At 43.6% G+C, this 22,955-nt stretch carries 18 protein-coding genes and 1 pseudogene; all 19 read left to right on the plus strand.

Annotated features, from left to right (window positions below; translation table 11 throughout):
- Positions 1-114 precede the first annotated feature (114 nt).
- Positions 115-1,437, plus strand: a complete 1,323-nt coding sequence (locus DSM465_RS0109635) for an extracellular solute-binding protein (RefSeq protein WP_008880057.1) — start codon at positions 115-117, stop codon at positions 1,435-1,437.
- A gap of 75 nt (positions 1,438-1,512) precedes the next feature.
- On the plus strand, positions 1,513-2,382 hold the full coding sequence (locus DSM465_RS0109640) for a carbohydrate ABC transporter permease (RefSeq protein WP_008880058.1): 870 nt from the start codon (positions 1,513-1,515) through the stop codon (positions 2,380-2,382).
- Positions 2,383-2,396: 14 nt separating this feature from the next.
- Positions 2,397-3,263 (plus strand): carbohydrate ABC transporter permease, encoded by an 867-nt coding sequence (locus DSM465_RS0109645; RefSeq protein ID WP_008880059.1) that lies wholly within the window; start codon positions 2,397-2,399, stop codon positions 3,261-3,263.
- A 215-nt stretch (positions 3,264-3,478) separates the two neighbouring features.
- Positions 3,479-4,528, plus strand: a complete 1,050-nt coding sequence (locus DSM465_RS0109650) for an aldose epimerase family protein (protein WP_008880060.1) — start codon at positions 3,479-3,481, stop codon at positions 4,526-4,528.
- A 13-nt stretch (positions 4,529-4,541) separates the two neighbouring features.
- A complete protein-coding gene (locus DSM465_RS0109655) occupies positions 4,542-5,168 on the plus strand; it encodes a polysaccharide deacetylase family protein (protein WP_008880061.1) in 627 nt (208 codons plus the stop codon).
- Positions 5,169-5,278: 110 nt separating this feature from the next.
- Positions 5,279-7,396, plus strand: coding sequence for a glycoside hydrolase family 52 protein (locus tag DSM465_RS0109660; protein ID WP_029761243.1), 2,118 nt, complete (start codon positions 5,279-5,281; stop codon positions 7,394-7,396).
- 2 nt (positions 7,397-7,398) lie between these two features.
- Positions 7,399-8,396, plus strand: a pseudogene (locus DSM465_RS18270) (endo-1,4-beta-xylanase).
- Positions 8,397-8,944: 548 nt separating this feature from the next.
- On the plus strand, positions 8,945-10,588 hold the full coding sequence (locus DSM465_RS0109670; RefSeq protein WP_011887515.1) for an extracellular solute-binding protein: 1,644 nt from the start codon (positions 8,945-8,947) through the stop codon (positions 10,586-10,588).
- A gap of 131 nt (positions 10,589-10,719) precedes the next feature.
- Positions 10,720-11,670: an ABC transporter permease gene (locus DSM465_RS0109675; protein WP_011887514.1), complete on the plus strand. Its 951-nt coding sequence runs from the start codon at positions 10,720-10,722 to the stop codon at positions 11,668-11,670.
- Positions 11,671-11,684: 14 nt separating this feature from the next.
- Positions 11,685-12,575, plus strand: coding sequence for a carbohydrate ABC transporter permease (locus DSM465_RS0109680; RefSeq protein ID WP_008880068.1), 891 nt, complete (start codon positions 11,685-11,687; stop codon positions 12,573-12,575).
- Positions 12,576-12,590: 15 nt separating this feature from the next.
- On the plus strand, positions 12,591-14,645 hold the full coding sequence (locus DSM465_RS0109685; protein WP_008880069.1) for an alpha-glucuronidase family glycosyl hydrolase: 2,055 nt from the start codon (positions 12,591-12,593) through the stop codon (positions 14,643-14,645).
- A gap of 16 nt (positions 14,646-14,661) precedes the next feature.
- Complete coding sequence (locus DSM465_RS0109690; RefSeq protein ID WP_008880070.1) at positions 14,662-16,182, plus strand: GH39 family glycosyl hydrolase; 1,521 nt, start codon at positions 14,662-14,664, stop codon at positions 16,180-16,182.
- 32 nt (positions 16,183-16,214) lie between these two features.
- On the plus strand, positions 16,215-17,168 hold the full coding sequence (locus DSM465_RS0109695; RefSeq protein WP_029761244.1) for a sugar kinase: 954 nt from the start codon (positions 16,215-16,217) through the stop codon (positions 17,166-17,168).
- 17 nt (positions 17,169-17,185) lie between these two features.
- Positions 17,186-17,836 (plus strand): bifunctional 4-hydroxy-2-oxoglutarate aldolase/2-dehydro-3-deoxy-phosphogluconate aldolase, encoded by a 651-nt coding sequence (locus tag DSM465_RS0109700; RefSeq protein ID WP_029761245.1) that lies wholly within the window; start codon positions 17,186-17,188, stop codon positions 17,834-17,836.
- A gap of 117 nt (positions 17,837-17,953) precedes the next feature.
- On the plus strand, positions 17,954-18,652 hold the full coding sequence (locus DSM465_RS0109705) for a GntR family transcriptional regulator (protein ID WP_008880073.1): 699 nt from the start codon (positions 17,954-17,956) through the stop codon (positions 18,650-18,652).
- A gap of 41 nt (positions 18,653-18,693) precedes the next feature.
- Positions 18,694-20,097 (plus strand): glucuronate isomerase, encoded by a 1,404-nt coding sequence (gene uxaC, locus DSM465_RS0109710; protein WP_008880074.1) that lies wholly within the window; start codon positions 18,694-18,696, stop codon positions 20,095-20,097.
- 20 nt (positions 20,098-20,117) lie between these two features.
- Positions 20,118-21,233, plus strand: coding sequence for a mannonate dehydratase (gene uxuA / locus DSM465_RS0109715; protein WP_008880075.1), 1,116 nt, complete (start codon positions 20,118-20,120; stop codon positions 21,231-21,233).
- Positions 21,209-22,054 carry an SDR family oxidoreductase gene (locus DSM465_RS0109720; RefSeq protein WP_011887510.1) on the plus strand — a complete coding sequence of 282 codons (846 nt, stop codon included), beginning with the start codon at positions 21,209-21,211 and terminating at the stop codon, positions 22,052-22,054. Before uxuA ends, DSM465_RS0109720 begins: the two co-directional genes overlap by 25 nt.
- A 79-nt stretch (positions 22,055-22,133) precedes the next feature.
- Entirely contained in the window at positions 22,134-22,775 is a 642-nt protein-coding gene (locus DSM465_RS0109725) for a YesL family protein (RefSeq protein WP_008880077.1), read from the plus strand.
- Positions 22,776-22,955 lie beyond the last annotated feature (180 nt).

Here is a 22,955-nt window from a genome sequence, read left to right on the forward strand (position 1 = left end):
AAATAATGGTACTTTCCCTAATCGTTGTTACCTTTTTTGCCTCCTGTTGCAATGGTACACTGTATTCGTAAGCAAGTTTATTAATTTTAAATAACAAAAAGGGGGGCAAAATTAGTGAAAAAGAAAGCGTTAACATTGTTGGTTTTATTTACGCTTATGATCGGTTTTGCATTGTCTGGCTGCTCTTCGTCGAGTGAATCGGCAAGCGGGGACAAATCGGGAGACGGGAAAATCCATCTCAAGTTTATGCATGATTGGCCGAAAGGAAGTTCGACAGCTTACTATAATCTCGTCGAAGAAATTATTAAAGACTATGAAGCGAAAAATCCAAATGTTGTGATCGATGTGGAAGTGTTAAATCCTGATCAATATCGGGATAAATTAAAAGTGTTGGCTGCTTCGAATGAATTGCCTGATGTGGGGTTGACGTGGTCCAACGGTTTTGCTGAACCGTATGCAACGGGAGGACAGTTTGCCCCGTTAGATGATATTATAGAAAAAGAATTTAAAGACCAGTTTGTACCTGGTACAGCAGAATCGTATTCGTTTAATGGAAAATTTTATGCGCTGCCAATGGAAATGAACATTACTTATATTTTCTACAATAAAGAGATTTTCAAAAAATATGGTCTCCAAGAACCGAAAAACTTTGAAGATTTGAAAAATATCGGAAAAACGTTAGCTAAAAATGGTATCATCCCAGCAACGGTTGGTTCGAAGGACGGATGGCCGGCATCAATGTGGTTTATGTACCTCGCTGACCGGATTGGTGGCCCGACGATTTTGACGGACGTCATTCATGGGAAAGTAAAAATGTCTGATCCAGCCATTGTAAAAGCGGCGAAAGAAATTCAAAATCTTGTCGATATGGGATTCTTCGTGAAAGGAAATACTGCCTTCTCGAATGACGATGCCAAGGGTTATTTCCTAAACGAAAAAGCGGCAATGTTCTTAACGGCTACATGGGAATTGCCGAACTTTACGACAAGCCCAGATGTTCCAAAAGAATTTAAAGAAAAAGTCGGTTATTTTAAATTCCCGCTGTACGAAGGCGGAAAAGGAACAGATGTGAACAGCTATGTCGGCGGCCCAGGGTTAGGAGCGTTTGTTGCAGAAAATTCGAAACATAAAGAACAAGCCAAAGATTTCGCTGCGTTTCTTGTAAAAGAATGGGGCAAACGTTCGGTTGAAGGGGCAGGCATTCTTCCGGCTACGAAAGTCAATACGGAAGGATTAGACGTGCCAGAAATGTATCTTGATGTCTTAAATGATATTAACAACGCAACAAATATCACGACTTGGTTTGACACTCAAGCAAGCCCGAATGTGTCCGAATTGCACCACGATTTGATGACGGCTCTGTTTGGTAAACAAGTAACACCGGAGGAATTTGCAAAGCAACATGATGAAGCGCTCGCTGAGGAAGCAAAGAAATAAAGTGAACAAGAATTTTGGGGGCATGGGTGGCAACATATGCCCCCTCATTTGTAAACCGAGAAGGGGTTATTGGCGATGAAAAATGTTATGTCCAATAAAACAGCGATTGTTCTTTATGTCCTACCGTCGCTTCTTCTTGTCTTGTTTTTAATTTATATCCCGATTGTATTAACGGGATATTATGGCTTGATGGATTGGAGCGGGGTAGGCCAGATGAAGTTTATTGGCTTGGAAAATTACAAAAAACTGATTCATGACAAGCTGTTTTGGGAAAGCACTTGGCACTCCGTCCTGTTGGCGATATTTTCTGTCCTGAGCTTAGTTGGCTATTTGATTGTATCATTAGTATTGGCGAGCAAGATTAAGGGAGCTAATCTATTTAGAAAAATTTACATTATCCCAATGCTGATGTCGTCTGTCGCTATTGCTCAGCTCTGGATCAAAATTTTTGATCCCATGAACGGACTGATTAACAGCTTGTTGTCTATGTTTGGAATAAAGGATACTCCACTTTGGTTAGCAGATCCTGATATGGCGTTATATGCGATCTTTGTTCCCATTGTCTGGCAATATGCCGGGTTTTATATCATTATTATTTATGCAGCATTAATCAATGTTCCTCAAGAGCTTATTGAGGCAGCAAGAATTGACGGAGCAAATGCATTTCAAATTGCCTATAAAATTAAAGTACCCCTTATTTCGGGAGTACTGAAAGTGCTAACTATTCTCGCTGTTGTTGGTTCCTTGAAATATTTCGACCTCATTTATGTCATGACGGGGGGCGGGCCCGGCCATGCTACAGAAGTGATTGCTTCCTATATGTACAAAGAGGCGTTTGGAAAATTTAATTTCGGATATGGGAGTGCGATTGGCTTTGGACTATTGATCATTAGTATGGGAACAACATGGATGATTCAAAAAATGCTAAGAACAAATAAAGAGTAAAAGGGGAATTTACAATGAAAGGGAAGAGCGGCTCAAGATCCGAACACCAATCACCCTTAAGACGAATAGGAATGGGAATTCTTTACTTCGTATTGGTCATTGTAGCGCTTGTTCAACTATACCCGTTAGTGTGGTTATTTCAGTTGTCACTGAAAACAAATCAGGAAGTATTTGGAATGTCGCCATTTGCTTTACCGAAATCTCCACGTTGGGAGAATTATATCAATGCATGGTTTGATGGAGGGATTAACAAATACTTTTTAAATAGTGTTTGGTATACCGTTGTTGCCGTTTTGTTAACATTGATTCTAGCAAGTTTTGTTACGTTTGCATTGACGAGAATGGAGTGGAAATTGAAAGGTGTTGTTTTAGCTTTATTTATGATCGCCTATATGATTCCGCTGCATTCGACATTAATTCCATTATTTAATATTTACAATAAAATTAACTTAATTGATAATCCAGTCTCTATTATTCTTTCGTATACGACATTTAACTTGCCGATTACCATTATGATTTTATTAGGTTTTTACCAATCATTGCCGAGGGAAATTGAAGAAGCAGCTGTTATCGATGGCTGCTCGATCCATAAAATCTTTTTCCGAATTACATTACCGATGACTGTACCGATTCTTTCCACCACAGCCATCATTAACATGATTTACAATTGGAATGAATTCGTGTTTGTGAACACGTTCATTAGTTCGGAGAAATGGAAAACAATTACAGTAGGGGTAAATAACTTTGTTGGGCAATACTTAACCGATTGGGGAGCCATTGGAGCTACCCTAGTGATCAGTATTTTGCCGATTTTGATTGTTTATTTGTTCTTGAGTGATCGTATTATTGAGGGATTAGTTGCTGGTTCGGTAAAAGGGTAATATTCAGTAGGGAGTATGCAAATAGGGTTATTTCTAGCCAGCAAGTTTATCTCTTTTCAAGATTCTATTTCTATATCATCTATATACTTCGCATGCCAACTCGTCTGTGTAAAGAGTCGTTATATAAAGTTTGTTTGTGATATATACAAACTATTCTAACCACAGTATAAACGTAGAAAGGATTGCTTTGCTCAGTTGGGAAAGGGGGAGGAATTTTGGATATTTCCAAAAAAATATGGACTCAACTTCATGAAAAAGACGTTCTTTTGTTCACGTTGATGAATGACCGCGGCATGGAACTATCGGCGACGAATTATGGCTGCATTGTGACGAAACTGCTTGTCCCGGATCGGAATGGAAACGTCGAGAACGTTGTACTTGGATTTAACGACTTTGATCCATATTTGACGAATACCCCTTACTTTGGGGCGGTGATCGGCCGGGTAGCAGGACGTATTCAAGGGGCTAGCTTTGAACTTGATGGCGTCACGTATCAATTAGCGAAAAACGAAAACAACAACCATCTGCATGGCGGTCCGAATGGATTCCACCGCGTACTTTGGGAGGCGGAGCCCATCCAGCGCGACAATGGGGTCGGGGTGATCTTTTCCTATACGAGTCCAGACGGGGAAGAAGGATATCCTGGAACAGTGAATGTTCAAGTGACGTATTGGCTTAATAATGACAACGAATGGATCGTCACCTATCGAGCCCATTCGGACCAAACGACATTGTTCAACTTGACAAATCATACGTATTTTAACTTAAGCGGTAACTTAAAAAGGGATATTTTGGACCATACGTTAACGATCCAAAGTTCGCGCGTGTTAGAGTTGAATAAGGAATTGATTCCAACCGGAGCAGTCATCGATGTCGCCGGCACACCGTTTGATTTGCGTCAAGGAAAGAGAGTAAGAGAGGCAGTCGAATCGGGACATCCGCAAATTGAACTTGTCGGGCAAGGATACGATCATCCGTTTTGGCTTGACCGGCATCATGACAAAGAAATTGTGCTCTATGACGACGAGAGTGGGAGGATGTTGACAGTCGAGACGGATGAAGTCGGTGTGGTGGTGTACACGTCAAACCAATTGCCGGAAGGGCTCGATCTTAACGGTGCGCCATCGCGAAAATATTTGGGCATCTGCCTTGAAACCCAAGGGTTGCCAGATGCGATTCACCATGCACAGTTTCCGTCTTGGGTACTGTCAGCAAATGAGGAGCGGGTATCAACGACGATGTATCGGTTTGGCATAGCTGAATAAATGGGAGGATGGCATGTCTAGATTGGAAATGATTGAACATGTTGAGACGCCTCGCAAGGTGGTCGCCATAACGTTCGATGATGGACCAAATCCGGTTTATACGTTAAAGGTGCTAGATATATTTGAGAAGATAGCGGGAAAGGTGACCTTTTTCATGATTGGGCGTCATATGGAGGAACATCCCGAAATTGTAGAAGCTGTCAAATTACAGGGGCATGAAATTGGCAATCATACGTATTCGCATGCTAGACTGACCTCTTTAGATGAAGATGACTGCTTGCAAGAGATGGAGCGAACGGATGCAATGATTGCCGCTATGACTGGAAGAAAGGCTGTTGTCTTCCGTCCACCCTATCTTGACTATAATGAAACTGTTATGTCAATGTGCCATCATTTCGGCTATAAGATGATTGGTGCTCTTAATACTGATGCGCTAGACTGGGAGCAACCTGGTGTCGATTATATTGTTCAGAAGACCCGCAATCATATAAAAAATGGAAGCATCCTGCTTTTCCATGATGGATTTGGGGATCGTTCGCAAACGATCCAAGCTGTTAAAATACTCGTTTCAGAGTTGCGGTTGCAAGGATATGAATTTGTCACCATCAGCGAGTTATTACAGTTGCAGACGATGGATTAAATAATCTAGGTGATCCCTCTACCAAATTAACATTCTATCGATTGCTATTAAAATGATGCTGTTTGCGTGATAAAAGGATAAAGAGGAGAAAAGGAGAGAGAAAAATGATTATGCCAAACAATCTATTTTTTAACGCCCACCATTCACCGGTTGGAGCGTTTTCCAGCTTCACATTAGGGTTTCCGGGAAAAAGCGGGGGATTGGATCTCGAACTCGCCCGTCCACCGCGGCAAAACGTATTTATTGGCGTAGAATCGTTACATGAATCGGGATTATATCACGTTCTACCATTTTGGGAGACATCGGGAGAAGATGAAAGTAAACGGTATGACATTGAAAATCCCGACCCGAATCCGCAAAAACCGAACATTTTAATCCCGTTTGCCAAAGAGGAGATTCAACGCGAATTTCATGTGGCAACAGATACATGGAAGGCTGGAGATTTAACGTTTACGATTTATTCTCCTGTAAAAGCGGTGCCAGATCCGGAAACCGCGGACGAGGAAGAACTCAAGCTGGCGTTGGTTCCAGCTGTAATCGTTGAGATGACGATTGATAATACAAATGGAACGAGAGCACGGCGGGCGTTTTTCGGGTTCGAAGGCACCGATCCGTATACTTCGATGCGGCGAATCGATGAGACATGCCCGCAACTGTGCGGAGTTGGGCAAGGGCGAATTGTTGGCATCGTTTCCAAAGACGAGGATGTTCGCTCCGCGTTGCATTTTAGCATGGAAGATATTTTAACGGCGCAGCTCGAAGAAAATTGGACGTTCGGGCTTGGAAAAGTCGGTGCGTTAATTGTCGATGTTCCGGCGGGTGAAAAGAAAACGCATCAGTTTGCTGTTTGTTTTTATCGTGGCGGTTACGTGACAGCGGGAATGGATACTTCTTATTTCTATACTCGTTTCTTTAATAATATTGAGGAAGTCGGCCTTTATGCGTTAGAGAAGGCAGAAGTGCTGAAGGAGCAATCGTTTCGTTCGAACGAACTCATTGAAAAAGAATGGCTCTCCGATGATCAAAAGTTTATGATGGCGCATGCCATTCGCAGTTATTACGGCAATACACAGCTGCTTGAGCATGAAGGAAAGCCGATTTGGGTTGTCAACGAAGGCGAGTACCGCATGATGAATACGTTTGATTTGACCGTCGACCAACTGTTTTTTGAGTTGAAGATGAATCCATGGACGGTGAAAAATGTCCTTGACTTATATGTCGAACGCTATAGTTACGAGGATGGTGTTCGTTTTCCGGGAGAAGAGACAGAATATCCGGGTGGCATCAGTTTTACTCATGACATGGGAGTAGCGAATACGTTCTTGCGCCCGCACCACTCGTCATACGAGCTATATGGCCTTAGCGGTTGCTTCTCGCATATGACGCACGAACAGCTCGTCAACTGGGTGCTTTGCGCTGCGGTGTACATTGAACAAACCAAAGACTGGGCATGGCGCGACAAGCGGCTTGCCATCTTAGAACAGTGTCTAGAAAGCATGGTTCGCCGCGATCATCCCGATCCGGAAAAACGGAATGGCATTATGGGATTGGATAGTACTCGCACGATGGGCGGAGCGGAAATTACGACGTATGACAGTTTGGACGTTTCCCTCGGCCAAGCCCGCAACAATTTATATTTAGCAGGTAAATGTTGGGCAGCCTATGTAGCGCTTGAGAAATTATTCCATGATGTCGGCAAGGAAGAATTGGCCGCGCTGGCGGGAGAGCAGGCAGAAAAATGTGCGGCGACAATCGTCAGCTATGTGACTGATGATGGGTACATCCCGGCTGTCATGGGAGAAGGAAACGACTCCAAAATCATCCCAGCTATCGAGGGGCTTGTGTTCCCTTATTTCACTAATTGTCATGAGGCGTTAAACAAAGACGGCCGCTTCGGAGAATATATTCAAGCCTTGAACGCTCATTTGCGTTATGTGCTTCGGGAAGGAATTTGTTTGTTCCCGGATGGAGGATGGAAGATTTCCTCAACGAGCAACAACTCGTGGCTGAGCAAAATTTACTTATGCCAGTTTATCGCCCGCCATCTGTTAGGTTGGGAGTGGGACGAACAAGGCAAACGGGCCGATGCTGCCCATGTTGCATGGCTTACTCATCCAACGCTTTCGATTTGGAGTTGGAGTGACCAAATCATCGCTGGTGAAATTAAAGCCAGCAAATATTATCCGCGCGGCGTGACAAGCATTTTATGGCTTGAGGAGGGGGAATGAGCGTGAGTCAATCGCTCCCCTCCCTCCGTGAAGTATTTGCGAATGACTTTCGCATTGGAGCGGCAGTTAATCCGGTGACCATTGAATCACAAAAACAGCTGTTGATTAGCCACGTCAACAGCCTTACAGCCGAAAACCATATGAAGTTCGAACACCTTCAGCCGGAAGAAGGGCGGTTCACGTTTGACATCGCCGATCGAATCGTCGATTTCGCTCGTTCCCATCACATGGCGGTTCGCGGGCATACGCTCGTATGGCATAACCAAACGCCGGATTGGGTGTTTCAGGATGGTCAAGGTCATTTCATCAGCAGGGATGTGTTGCTTGAGCGGATGAAGTCCCACATTTCCGCAGTTGTACGGCGGTACAAGGGGAAAGTGTATTGCTGGGATGTGGTCAACGAAGCGGTGGCTGACGAGGGGAGCGAATGGTTGCGTTCATCGAAGTGGCGCCAAATCATTGGGGACGATTTTATTGAACAGGCGTTTCTCTGTGCTCATGAAGCCGACCCAGACGCGTTGTTGTTTTACAATGATTATAATGAATGTTTTCCGAAAAAACGCGAGAAGATCTATACACTAGTTAAATCTTTGCGAGACAAAGGGATTCCCATTCACGGCATCGGTATGCAGGCGCATTGGAGCCTGACGCGCCCGTCATTGGACGAAAAATTCGAGCAGCCATTGAACGGTATGCGTCTCTCGATGTGGTTCTTCACATTACGGAGCTTGATGTATCTATGTTTGAATTTCACGACCATCGCAAGGACTTAGCTGCCCCTACAAACGAAATGATCGAACGACAGGCAGAGCGGTACGAACAAATTTTCACTCTATTCAAGGAGTATCGTGACGTAATTGAAAGTGTAACATTTTGGGGAATGGCCGATGACTATACGTGGCTCGATCACTTTCCGGTGCAAGGGAGAAAAAACTGGCCATTTTTGTTTGATGAACAACACGAACCGAAGTCAGCTTTTTGGAGAGTGGCGAGTATCTAACTTCTAGTTGCTTTGAAAGCATACTATATAGCGAAGAGGGGAGAAAATAGAGTTTAGTTCCCCTCTTCCATAATAATTAAGGAACTTTCAGAAAAATGTTGAATTAGGGAAGATTTTTCGTTATAATCAAAATAAAACTGGTATACTAGTATTACTAGTAATCAAATTTTATGTAAGACGGTATGTTTGCCCTTTTCGAACTAGGAGATATTATTTCCAAACTAGTATACTAGAATGTTAATTTTGTGACCGATAATCAAATTTGTATGACCAAAAGAGAAAAAGCAGGTTGTTTACAAGGCTAGTGAAAAACGGCCATCCCTTTAGCTAGCGTACAATTCATACAAAAGGAAAGTTGCTATATTTCTCCATTTGAAAAACACCACAGGAAAGCAGGGCCTTCGGTTAAATTTATTAATATTTCGTTTGAAACCGCTTACTATCTAAGGCTTGAAAGGGGGGATTTATTTAGAGAGAGACCGATATCGTTTTTCTTTATGGTGGTTGCGAGTAAGGGGGATTTAGAAAACGGGATTGGAGGGAGAAAGGTGTTAAAAAAGGTTTTTACCACTTTAACGGTAACCGTGCTGACAGCTGGAGTGCTTGCGGGATGTACAGACAACGAATCAGCTTCATCAGGCAGCTCTAGCGAGTCGAAAGATGGAAAAGTTACTATTACAACCGTGCGTACGCTAAAAGATGATACAAAATTTCGTGATGGGGAAGATCTTAATAATAACCCGATTACACGGTGGTCGGAAAAAGAGTTAGGGATTACATGGAAAACATTGTGGACAGCCCCGAATGACGAGCAATATCATAATAAGATTCGTCTCTCCTTATCATCCGGCCAAAAGTTACCTGATGTATTCAAAGTGTCCGACGGACAATTAATTAGCGATTTAATTCGTTCCGGGAAAGTGATGCCTGTGGATGAGGCAATTGAAAAATACGCATCTCCGAGATTGAAGAAAATTTTTAATCAGTTCCCGGAGGCGTTCTATCCGGCTACGGTTGATGGAAAACGCTATGGGATTCCGCGTTTTTCTGGTGGTAATGGTTCGGACTCGTTACTTTGGATTCGAAAAGATTGGCTCGATAAGTTAGGACTCCAGCCACCAAAAACGATCGAAGATCTTGAAAAAATTATGGATGCGTTTGTCAACAAAGATCCGGATGGAAACGGAAAAAAGGATACGATCGGCTTAACGCTAGCCAGCAAAAATGGCTTGGCGACATGGCTTGCTGATGGCAGCTTTATTTTCGGCGCTTACGGCAATTATGTGCCCGGTTCATGGTCAAAAGGAGAAGATGGTTCTTTGGTCTATGGTTCCGTTCAACCGTCTATGAAAAAGGCTCTGGAAAAATTGAATGAATGGTATAAAAAGGGATATTTAGATAAAGAAGTAGGTATTTTAGATGAACAAACGGCAATTGAAAGCTTTGTTTCCGGGAAGTCTGGGATTATTTCCGCCCCGCCTTGGGCAGCTGACTGGCCGATCACAGATGCATTGAAAAATAATCCAGGGGCTGTAGTTGAGCCGTATCCGCTACCAAGCGGCCCAGACGGCAAAATTGGGCGGCGCGGTGAGGGACTTGTTACAGGGATGTTCCTGTTCAGTAAAGACTTTAAACATATGGACAAGTTCTTTGAATACTTAGATGAGGCCTTTGCCTACGTGTATAACGATTCTAAATACTTCAAATATGGATTAGCCGAAGGCTATGACTATGTAATGAAGGACGGCAAGCCTGTTTATGATGATAAGGAAATCCCAAACGGGAGACTGGATCCAGGTGCATATTTTATCACAGAAGCAATTCCAACGGTTCCATACATGCTTTATGATCTAGTTGAAGAATTGTATACAACAAAACGCGAGCCTAAAAACGCCTATGAGTACACAAGAATCGTCTCCTTAGGTGATTCTTTTATGAAGGCAGCAACAATTGTTAATCAGCAAAACCAATACCGCATCGAAAATGAATTTACTGGACCGCCGACAAAAACAATGCAAAAACGCTTTGAATTCCTAACGAAAATGGAGCGTGAGACGTTTGCCAACATTATTTATGGCCGGGCTCCTCTCAGTGCATTTGATGATTTCGTGAAAAAGTGGGAAGAATCTGGCGGTAAAGAGATTACAAAAGAAGTGAACGAATGGTATCAATCAGTGAAAGGAGAAAAGTAAAAGAGCATGGTATAGCGGTGCGGACATGGTTGGCATAATCCATTATGACAATCGGTGTCTGCACCTATCTTTTCTTAATATGGGTATGCTTGGGAAAAGCGCTTTGAACGAAGAGAAAGGGGGAGGAAATAATGCAGCCGACAGTAGATCTAAAACAGCAAACAGCGGCGGTTGGAACGCGGAAACAATGGAAGTTGAAAGGGACATGGCAGTTGCATACGATGTTGCTTCCAGCCCTTGTCATTGTATTCGTTTTTCAGTACATTCCAATGCTTGGATTAGTGATGGCATTTCAAGATTATGAGCCGTGGCTTGGTTTTTTGCATTCACCTTGGGTTGGCCTTGAACATTTTAAAACGATGTTTGAATATGAAGATGCTCGTCAAGTGATATGGAATACACTTGTAATTTCCACTTTGAAAATCATTTTTAATCTTGCCATACCGCTTGCGTTCGCTTTACTACTGAATGAAATATATGTAATGAAGTTTAAACGGACTGTCCAGACGATCGTTTATTTACCGCATTTTTTGTCTTGGGTTATCTTAGGCGGTATTTTGATTGATATGCTTTCCCCAGAAGGGGGCATGGTCAATCGCGTGCTGACGGCATTATTTGGTATTGAGCCGATTTTCTTTCTCGGTGATAATGATTGGTTTCGCACAGTTGTTGTCGTGACTGATGTTTGGAAAGAATGTGGGTTTAATACGATCGTGTTTTTAGCTGCTCTTACTTCAATTAATCCATCATTGTATGAAGCTGCAATTGTTGATGGGGCGAATCGTTGGCAGCAAACCATTTACATTACCTTGCCTTCCATGTTGCCGATTATCATCGTTGTGGGGACTTTATCGTTAGGAAACATTTTAAATGCGGGGTTTGATCAAATTTTAAACTTGTACAACCCACTCGTTTACAAAACGGGTGATATTATCGATACGTACGTTTACCGCGTCGGTCTTTTAAACGGGGATTTTAGCTATGCGACGGCCGTTGGGTTATTTAAATCGATCATTAGCTTTATTTTAGTAGTGACAGGATATCGTCTCGCCTATAAGTATGCTAACTATAAAATTTTTTAAGGGAGGGGAGGCATATGCATCATCATTATCAAAAAAGCTTGTCCTACAAAATATTTACTATTTTTAACTATACTTTTTTAACGGTTGCTGCTTTGCTTTGTATTTTGCCTCTTATTCATATTTTAGCTGTTTCTTTTAGCGGTAGTGCAGCAGCAACGGCCAATCTTGTCGGGCTTTGGCCAGTCGATTTTACGCTTGATGCGTACGAAAAAACGATCGGGAACGAAAACTTTTTGCGCTCCCTCTGGAATTCCTTTTTACGGGTCGTATTAGGGACGGCCATTTCCATGGCAGTCATGTTGTGCGCAGCTTATCCGTTATCCAAAAGCGACAAAGCATTTCGTGGACGAAAAATTTATATGTGGTTTTTCGTTTTTACTATGCTGTTCCATGGTGGGCTTGTTCCGACCTATATGGTTGTGACAAAGCTCGGATTGACTGATACGATTTGGGCGCTCATTTTGCCGTCTGCGGTCAGCTCGTTCAACTTAATTTTGCTTATTAACTTTTTCCGTACATCGGTGCCAAAATCGCTTGAGGAAGCTGCTTTAATGGATGGGGCAAATCACTTCACGATTTTCTGGAAAATTTATTTACCAATCTCTGTGCCAGCGATTGCGACGATTTCACTCTTTACAATGGTATTCCATTGGAATTCATGGTTTGACGGCATAATTTATATGTCCGATGTCAAGCATTATCCGTTGTCCACTTTTTTGCAAACGATTATTGTCCAACAAGACTTTACTAAAATGAGTGTTGATGCAGAGACATTACAAAACTTGTCCGAACGAACAGTGAAAGCAGCACAAATTTTTATTGCTGCGTTGCCAATGCTAGCCGTTTATCCATTTGTACAAAAATTCTTTGTCAAGGGGATTGTCTTAGGAGCGGAAAAAGAATAAGAGGGGGAAGTGAACATGCCAACGGAATACGAACCTTGCTGGCTAAGATATGTGCAAAATGATAAGTATAAAGATAATCAATTGGTGTTTACAACGATCGTAGCAAAAGGAGAGTCTCCGATCTTCGGCGCTGCGGTGGAAGAGTTAAGAATTGGTATTACATCGATGCTAGGCCTCGAGCCGCAGGTGGTGCCAGAGATGAAACAAACAAGCTTCATTTGGCTTGGAACACTTGACGATGAGGAGCTAAAACAGCAATCGCTCGACAGGGAGAGGGCAGCACTTATTCATCCAGAAGGGTATGTCATCCGATCAGATGTCCACGATGGACAATCACGTATCTACATTGCTGGGAAGACAGACAAAGGTGTGTTGTATGCGGTGTTTCATTTCCTCCGTCTGTTGCAAATGAAAAAGAATGTACACAATTTGTCGATCGTTGAGCAACCAAAAAATAAATTGCGAATGATCAATCATTGGGACAACATGGATGGCAGCATAGAACGCGGGTATGCGGGACAGTCGGTTTTCTTTGCTGATGGTCAGTTTGTGAAACAAAAACAGCGGATCAAAGATTATGCCCGGTTGCTTGCCTCAGTTGGTATTAACGCCATTTCGATCAATAATGTGAACGTTCACCAACTAGAGACAAAATTAATTGCGGAAGAGTGGCTGCCAGAAGTGGCGAAAGTGGCTGATATTTTTCGGGTGTATGGCATCAAACTGTTTTTGAGCATTAACTATGCCAGCCCTATAGAGATCGGAGGGCTTTCGACCGCGGATCCTCTTGATCCAAATGTACAGCAGTGGTGGAAGAAGACCGTTGCACGCATTTACCGCTATATCCCTGATTTTGGAGGTTTTGTAGTCAAGGCAGATTCTGAGTTTCGACCTGGCCCGTTTACATATGGACGTAATCATGCCGAGGGAGCAAACATGCTGGCAGAAGCATTGGCACCGTTTGGTGGTATTGTCGTGTGGAGATGTTTTGTTTATAACTGTCAGCAAGATTGGCGTGACCGGACAACTGACCGGGCGAAAGCGGCATATGATCACTTTCAGCCGTTAGATGGACAGTTTCATGAGAATGTCATCTTGCAAATTAAAAACGGTCCAATGGATTTTCAAGTAAGGGAGCCAGTTTCTCCGTTATTCGGAGCCATGCCGAAAACGAATCAAATTCTAGAAGTGCAAATCACTCAAGAATATACCGGTCAACAAAAGCATTTATGCTACCTCGTTCCACAATGGAAAGAGGTACTGGAATTTGATACGTATGCTAAAGGAAAAGGTTCAGAAGTGAAGAAGGTGATTGGCGGCTCGCTATTTGGTTATCGATATAGTGGGATGGTCGGGGTGTCAAATATTGGTGATGATCCGAACTGGACCGGGCATACATTGGCGCAAGCCAACTTATACGGGTTTGGGCGACTTGCTTGGAATCCAGATTTGTCGACCGAAGAGATTACGAGTGAATGGATTGTGCAAACGTTTGGAGATGATCCGCAAGTGGTCGAACAGATCAGCCAGATGTTGCTAGATTCGTGGCGAATTTACGAAAGCTATACCGCTCCGCTCGGTGTTGGTTGGATGGTGAATCCGGGACATCATTATGGACCGAATGTGGATGGATATGAATACTCACACTGGGGAACGTACCACTATGCTGACCGTGATGGAATCGGAGTAGACCGGACGGTTGCGACGGGGACAGGGTATACAGCGCAATACTTTCCAGAGAATGCAGCTATGTATGAATCGTTAGATACGTGTCCTGATGAGTTGCTCTTATTTTTCCATCATGTTCCATATACTCATCGGTTAAAATCAGGCGAAACAGTGATCCAACATATTTATAACACCCACTTTGATGGGGTGGAACAAGCAAGGCGGTTAAAGGAGCGGTGGGAACAGCTAAAAGGAAAAATTGATGAAAAACGGTACACTGATGTGTTAAATCGACTCATTCTTCAAATTGAGCATGCCAAAGAATGGAGAGATGTCATCAACACATACTTTTACCGTAAGTCGGGGATTGCTGACCAATATGGGCGGAAAATTTATCGATGAATAGGAGGGGGAGCGGATGAAGGTCGTGAAAGTGCCAAATAGCGGGCAAATGCGATTTAAAAAGAACTGGAAGTTTTGTGTTGGTACTGGGCGACTGGGTCTTGCCTTGCAAAAGGAATATCTTGATCACTTAAAGCTCGTGCAAGAGAAAATCGGATTTCAATACATCCGCGGCCATGGTTTGCTCTCCGATGATGTCGGAATTTATCGGGAAGTCGAAATCAACGGGGAAATCCGGCCGTTTTACAACTTTACGTACATCGATCGAATTTTTGACTCGTATTTAGCTTTGAATATCCGGCCGTTTATTGAACTTGGATTTATGCCAAACGCGCTTGCATCGGGAGATCAAACCGTTTTTTATTGGAAAGGTAACGTTACGCCTCCAAACGATTATAACAAGTGGCGTGACCTCATTGTAGCGGTCGTTTCTCATTTCGTGGAGCGATATGGAGTTGAGGAAGTGCGAACGTGGCCGTTTGAAGTATGGAATGAACCGAATTTAGTAAACTTTTGGAAAGACGCTGATAAGGAAGAGTATTTCAAGCTGTATGAAATAACAGCAAGAGCGGTAAAAAGTGTAGATCCATATCTGCAAGTAGGGGGACCAGCCATTTGCGGAGGAAGTGATGAATGGATTATGGACTTTCTCCATTTCTGTGCCGAACGGGAGGTTCCTGTTGATTTTGTCAGCCGTCATGCTTATACATCGAAGGCACCGCATAAAAAAACGTTTGAGTATTACTATCAAGAGCTCGAACCGCCTGAGGATATGTTGGAGCAGTTCAAAACGGTTCGCGCGCTAATCCGTCAGTCGCCTTTCCCGCATTTGCCGTTGCATATTACGGAATATAATACATCTTACAGTCCGATCAACCCGATTCATGACACAGCGCTCAATGCCGCGTACATCGCCCGTGTTTTGAGCGAGGGTGGAGAGTACGTTGACTCGTTTTCGTATTGGACGTTCAGTGATGTATTTGAGGAGATGGACGTTCCGAAAGCATTGTTCCACGGTGGATTCGGTTTAGTAGCGCTTCATTCGATTCCAAAACCGACGTTTCACACGTTTATGTTCTTTAATGCGCTAGGCGACGAAGTGTTGTACCGGGATGCAGAGATGATTGTGACAAGGCGAAAAGATGGATCGATTGCCGCGGTGATTTGGAATTTAGTAATGGAAAAAGGAGGAGGATTTACAAAAGAAGTGCAACTCGTCGTCCCAGTTCCGTTTTCTTCAATCGCATTTATCAAACGGCAAACGGTTAATGAACAGTACGGGAACCCGTGGAGGGTCTGGAAGCAGATGGGGCGGCCTCGCTTTCCGAATCGACAAGCAGTGGAAACGCTTCGACAAGTAGCGCAGCCTCATGTGATGACGGAGCAGAGAAAGGCAACAGACGGCATGATTCACTTATCTATTATTCTAACAAAAAATGAAGTGACGTTAATCGAGATTGAGCAGGTTCGGGATGAAACAAGCACCTATATCGGCTTAGATGATAGTGAAATGACATCGTATTCTTCATCTGAATGATATACAACAAATCGTTGCAGCGGAGGGATGAGATGGACGTCGTCACGATTGGGGAATCGATGGCCGTATTGACACCGACAAGCGGTGGATTCATGAGGCAGGCGATCACCTTTACAAGACAAATCGGCGGTGCGGAATCGAATGTGGCTGTCGGCCTTGCCCGCTTAGGCCATCGAGTCGGTTGGATTAGCAAAGTGGGAGACGATGAGTTTGGGAAAGCGATTTTGTCTTTTCTGCAAGGTGAAGGCGTGGATGTCAGCCAGGTGAAAGCCGATCTGGAAGCGCCAACCGGTATTTACTTTAAGGAAAAAAGACGTCCAGGCGATACTAGGGTGTATTACTATCGCCGGGGATCGGCGGCAAGCCGGTTGACGCCTAATGATTTGGATGAGGAATATATCGCTAAGGCGAAGTATTTGCATATTACCGGGATTACTCCAGCGCTAAGCAGGAGCTGCCAAGAAACGATTTTGGCGGCAATTGCCATGGCTCGCCGTCACGGAGTGAAAATTGTCTTTGATCCGAATTTGCGCTTGAAGCTGTGGCGCGAAGCAAATGAAGCGAGAGAGATGCTTCTTCGTATTGCTGTTCAATCGGATATCGTTCTCCCTGGGGTTAGTGAAGCTGCGTTTTTGTTCGGTGATCGATCGATTGAAGAGTGGGGGGAACGGGTGCTCGATGCTGGCGCATCGCTTGTTGTCATTAAACTTGGTGCAAGCGGAGCACATTATTTTACAAGCGGTGCAAATGAATATGTTCCTGGATTTCCTGTTGAGCAGATTATTGATCCGGTCGGTGCTGGTGACGGATTTGCAGCTGGATTGTTATCTGGATTGCTTGATGGACTCAGTCTGACCGAGGCTGTCCGACGGGGGAATGCAGTCGGGGCGCTAGTAACGATGGTTGAAGGCGATGTGGACGGGATGCCGGAGAGGGATGAAGTAAAGCGGCTCATTGACCGCCAAGGGGAAGATGTCACCCGGTAAGAAGGAGGAAGATCTTTATGGATGTATTGACAACGATCAAAAAAATTGGCATCGTGCCTGTTGTCCGTGGCGCGACAGTGGACAATATTCTCCCGATTGCCTCTGCCCTGCGTCAGGGAGGGATTCCAATCATTGAAATTACGATGGAAACCACTGAAGCCCTAGCAGCACTGGAAAAGGCTACAAATGAATTAAACGATATGCTTATCGGAGCTGGGACGGTGCTTGATTCCGAGACAGCGCAGCAAGCTATTTTTGCGGGAGCACGATTTATCGTTTCACCGTCACTTTCTGTCGATGTGATTAAGGCAACAAAACAGCATCAAGCTATAAGTATTGCCGGTGGACTGACGCCGACAGAAATCGTCACTGCGTTTCAACAGGGGGCTGATATGGTGAAGATATTTCCGGCTCATGTCTTTGGGCCAAAGTATATTCAAAGTTTAAAAGATCCGCTCCCTCATATTCCTCTAATGGTAACAGGAGGGATAAACCGAGAAACGGTCGGAGAGTATATAAAAGCAGGGGCAGATGTGGCTGGTATTGGAGGCTCGTTAGTGAATGTCAAACACGGGTGGGCGGCCGATGAATTAGAAGCCATTACCCAACGGGCTACCGAACTTGTTTCAATCATACAAAAGGAACGGAAAGAGGAAATGCATGCGTAGACCGTAGAGAAATTTGACAGGAAATATTCCTTTTATTACATTTGTAAAAAAGAAACAGTATATAACGAACGAAGCTTGTTTCTACCATACTAGTATATAAAAAAGGAGAATCAAAAGGTGATTTTTTCTGCTCAACAAAGCCAACAAATTAAAAATTCTGTCAGAGGTTCGGCACGTGACCAGTTGTATGACATGTTGAAGGAAAAGATTTTACGGCTTGAGCTGGAACCGGGAACGAAAATTTCAGAAAAAGAAATTGCCGAACAGCTCCATATTAGCCGTACTCCAGTGCGGGAAGCGTTCTTAAAACTGGCGCAAGATGAGTTGCTTGATATTATTCCTCAAAGTGGAACGATTGTTTCACGTATTAATTTGGAATATGTGGAAGAAGGACGATTGATTCGTGAGGTCGTTGAAAAGGAAGTAGCTGCTTTAGCGTGCGTAAAGTTTCGCGAGGATCATTTATTTCAGTTGGAAAAAAATATTACGATGCAAGAGTTATGTGTCGAAAGAGGGAACTTCCTTGAACTTTTTGAGCTGGATGAAGCGTTTCATCAGCTTATTTATGACGGATGCCGTATGTCTCGTTCATGGAAAATGATTCAAAATTTAAACATTCATTTTAATCGTTTGCGTGTGCTCCGACTCTCTTCAAATTTAGATTGGGATATTATTATTTCTCATCATAAGCAAATTTGCCAATTGATTGCGAATAAGGAAGCAGATAAGGTGCGTCAAGTGATGGAGGAACATTTGCGGCTTGTTGAGATTGAAAAAGATATGTTGAAAAGGCAATATCCGCATTACTTTGTTTAAGTGGCTAAAAGTCCCATTGACGTGAAGGGAGAGGAGAAACGATGCAGCCGTTCATTGATGATCGTTTTTTGCTGCAAAATAAACATGCCGAAGTGTTGTACCACGACTATGCCAAATCGTTGCCGATTATTGATTACCATTGCCATTTAAGTGCGAAAGAGATTGCCGAGGACCGACGGTTTCATGATATGACAGAGCTTTGGCTCGAAGGAGATCACTACAAATGGCGGGCGATGCGGGCGTTGGGGGTAGAAGAAAAATATATTACAGGAAGCGCTTCTCCTGAGGAAAAGTTTCAAGCATGGGCGAAAACGGTGCCGTATTGCATTGGGAATCCACTTTATCACTGGACGCATTTAGAGTTGAAGCGCTATTTCCAAGTCGGTGTCCTCTTAAATGAGCAGACGTGGAAGGAAGTATGGGATCATTGCAACGAGTTGCTCCAACAAGAAGGATATTCAGCCCGTTCTTTCATGATTCAATCAAACGTGGAGTGGATCGGGACGACGGATGATCCGCTCGATGACCTAATGGATCATCAAAAAATCGCCCAAGACTCGTCATTTTCGATCAAGGTTGTGCCATCGTTTCGGCCTGATGCCGTTATCGAAATTAATCGGCCGTCTTTCTTGGATTACGTAAGTAAGCTAGGGGAAGTGGCTGACCTATCGGTCGACGATTATGGCCAACTATTGCAAGCGCTCGAAAATCGAGTTCGTTATTTTCATGAGGCAGGATGCCGGATGGCCGATCACGGTCTTGAATCGATGCCGTACGCTGAATGCACCTTGGATGAGGCGAGGGTCATTTTTCAAAAAAGAAAAGAAGGATTTGCCCTTAGCCGAGAGGAGGAAGAAAAATATCAAACTTTCACTTTATGTTTCTTAGCCCGTTTATACTATTCTCTTGGTTGGGTGATGCAGCTGCACATTGGTTCGATTCGAAATACCAATCAAAAGATGTTCCAACAGCTTGGGCCGAATACTGGGTATGATTCGATTAACGACTTTTTCTTTGCCCAGCCGTTAAACGCTTTTCTCAATCGATTGGAACGTGACGGTCAGTTGCCAAAAACGATTGTGTATACATTAAACCCTGCTTATAACTATATTGTCGCATCAACGATCGGCAACTTTCCATCAGAAGGGGTAAAAGGGAAAGTCCAATTTGGGGCAGCCTGGTGGTTTAACGACCATCAGGATGGCATAATACGCCATCTCAATGATCTGGCCAATGTGGGAGTATTCAGCACATTTGTTGGCATGTTAACCGATTCGAGAAGCTTCTTATCTTATGTGCGCCATGAATACTTTCGCAGAATCGTATGCAATTTAATCGGCTCGTGGATTGAAAAAGGAGAGGCACCGCAAGATTATGCCTTTTTAGGGAAAATTGTCCAAGATATATGTTATTTCAATGCGAAACAGTATTTTGATTTATCGTGAACGGGGGAGGTGAGACCACAATGAAAATGACATTTCGCTGGTTTGGTAAGGATTATGATACGGTTTCATTGGATCATATCCGTCAAATTCCAGGAGTAGAAGGAATTGTAGGAGCTTTGTATCACATTCCGGTCGGGGAAGTATGGCCACTAGAAGACATATTGGAATTAAAGCGGCAAGTGAATAAGAACGGATTTCACCTCGAGGTGATCGAGAGTGTCAACGTTCATGAAGATATTAAACTTGGCCTGCCTTCGCGGGAACGGTATATCGAAAACTATAAACAAACGATTCGCAACTTGTCGAAAGCCGGAGTGAAAGTGATCTGTTATAATTTTATGCCGATTTTCGACTGGACTCGTTCTGATTTGGCGAAAAGACGGCCTGACGGTTCAACAGTGCTTGCTTATGAGAAGCAAAAAGTTGAACAAATTGACCCTGAGGAAATGATCCGCCGCATTGAAAACGGAGCGAATGGTTTTTTGCTTCCGGGATGGGAGCCGGAACGATTGAAAACGATTAAACCGCTTTTCGCTCTATATAAAGGAGTAACGGAGGATGATTTGCTTGACCATTTGCGTTACTTTTTGGAGCAAATCGTTCCGGTCGCGGAGGAATGTGGCATCCAAATGGCGATTCACCCTGACGATCCACCGTGGTCAGTGTTTGGACTGCCACGGATTGTAACAAATAAAGAAAACTTGAAGAAAATTATCAATATGGTCAATAGCCCAGCGAACGGACTGACGCTATGCTCTGGCTCACTCGGTGCGAATCCGGACAACGATATTCCAGACATCTTTCGTTATTTTTTGCGTATGGGGAGAGTGCCGTTTGTCCATGTACGCAATATTGAAATTCATACGAATGGCGATTTTGAGGAAACATCCCATCGCAGCTGTGATGGTTCATTGAATATATGTGAAATCGTAAAAGTGTTACACGAATCGGATTTTCAAGGATACATTCGCCCAGACCACGGCCGGATGATTTGGGGGGAACAAGCTCGCCCGGGCTATGGACTGTATGATCGGGCGCTTGGCATTATGTACTTGTTAGGTATTTGGGATAGTTTGGAAAATGAGAAAAGAAAACGGGAAGGAGACAAAACATGCTCCCAATCCATCCAAGTTTAAAAGGAAAAGTAGCGGTCGTCACAGGTGGAGGTGGGGTGCTATGCAGCTGCATGGCAAAAGAGCTTGCCCGCCAAGGGATGAAAGTAGTGATTTTAAATCGTACATTGGAGAAAGCGGAAAAAGTCAAGAATGAGATTGTTGAACAAGGGGGAGAGGCGTTAGCCATTCAATGTGATGTACTTGATGCCGGTCGTGTCAGGCAGGCTGCGGAGACAGTGGCAGAAGTATACGGACCTTGCGATGTTTTGATTAACGGAGCGGGTGGCAACCATCCACAAGGGATAACGACAAAGGAAATATTGGAGCCACACGATCTTGAAAATCGAGAGATGACAACGTTTTTTGACTTAACGGCAAAAGGGTTTTCTTATGTTTTTGACTTAAATATTCTTGGGACCATCATTCCGACGCAACAATTTCTGAAACAGATGATCGGTAGGGGAGGGACTATCATCAATATTTCCTCGATGAGCGCCCCAAGGCCGATGACGAAAGTGCCGGCATACAGCGCAGCTAAAGCGGGGATCGAAAACTTCACGAAATGGCTGGCTGTACACGTGGCCGAAGTTGGAGTTCGTGTCAATGCGATCGCGCCAGGTTTCTTTTTAACGAAGCAGAACGAACATCTTCTCAAACGCTCAGATGGATCGTATACAGAACGAACAGAGAAAATTTTATCCCATACACCGATGAAGCGGTTAGGCAAACCGGAAGATTTATTGGGGACACTTCTTTGGCTGGTAGATTCTCAGACAAGCGGGTTTGTCACTGGGGCGGTTGTTCCTGTTGACGGCGGCTTTTTGGCTTATGCCGGAGTTTGAAGGGAGAATAAACAAAGTCTCCCTTCTTTTTTTGTCTTATGATATACTAATTTTAAAAGAAATCAAAGGTGGATGAGTTATGCGTACCGGTTTGGTGGATGGGAAGCTCTATCGGATCTGCGAATGGATTACAAGGCTCGCATACGTTAATTTGTTATGGATTTTTTTTACTATCATCGGGCTGGTGATCTTCGGGATCGCTCCAGCGACAGTGGCGCTGTTTACAATTATAAGGAAATGGATATTTTTTCATGATACAGAGATTCCAGTGCTGAAAACGTTTGCCCGTACATATAAGTGTGAATTTTGGAGAGCGAATCGGATTGGGCTGTTGCTTATGGCGATAGCGTATATTTTCTATATTGATATCATCTATCTCGCTCATGTTCCGCCAGAATGGAAACTTCCGTTTTCTGTCGCTTTGCTCATTATTTTTCTCTTTTATATGGTGATGTTGCTGTATGTGTTTCCTATTTATGTGCATTACGAATTGCGTTTTTGGCAATATATGAAGTATGCTTTTATGATTGGAATGGCCAATCCGCTTATGACACTTATCATGTTGGCTAGTGTGGGAATACTGTTTCTCATCTTGATGTATATCCCGGGTTTAATTCCATTTTTCAGTATCAGTTTGGCGGCATTGGTTGTTATGGGAAGCGCATTGCGTGTGTTTCGAAAAATGGAAGAAAAACAGGCGATATGGCAACAAGGAAAATAACATCATCTTCCGGTGAAATACAGGTATACCATTATGAAGAGGTTTGACGCATATATTGAAAAATGGACTGAGCCAAAGGAGCGTCTTTTTCGAGGAAGAATATAGGATATTGTTTTGTTGGAATTGTTCATCACGTATATATAGTCATAAAGAAGGGTGTCTCATTACTTTTGAGACACC

The sequence above is a fragment of the Geobacillus thermodenitrificans subsp. thermodenitrificans DSM 465 genome (assembly GCF_000496575.1).
In the GTDB taxonomy this organism is placed as follows: domain Bacteria; phylum Bacillota; class Bacilli; order Bacillales; family Anoxybacillaceae; genus Geobacillus; species Geobacillus thermodenitrificans.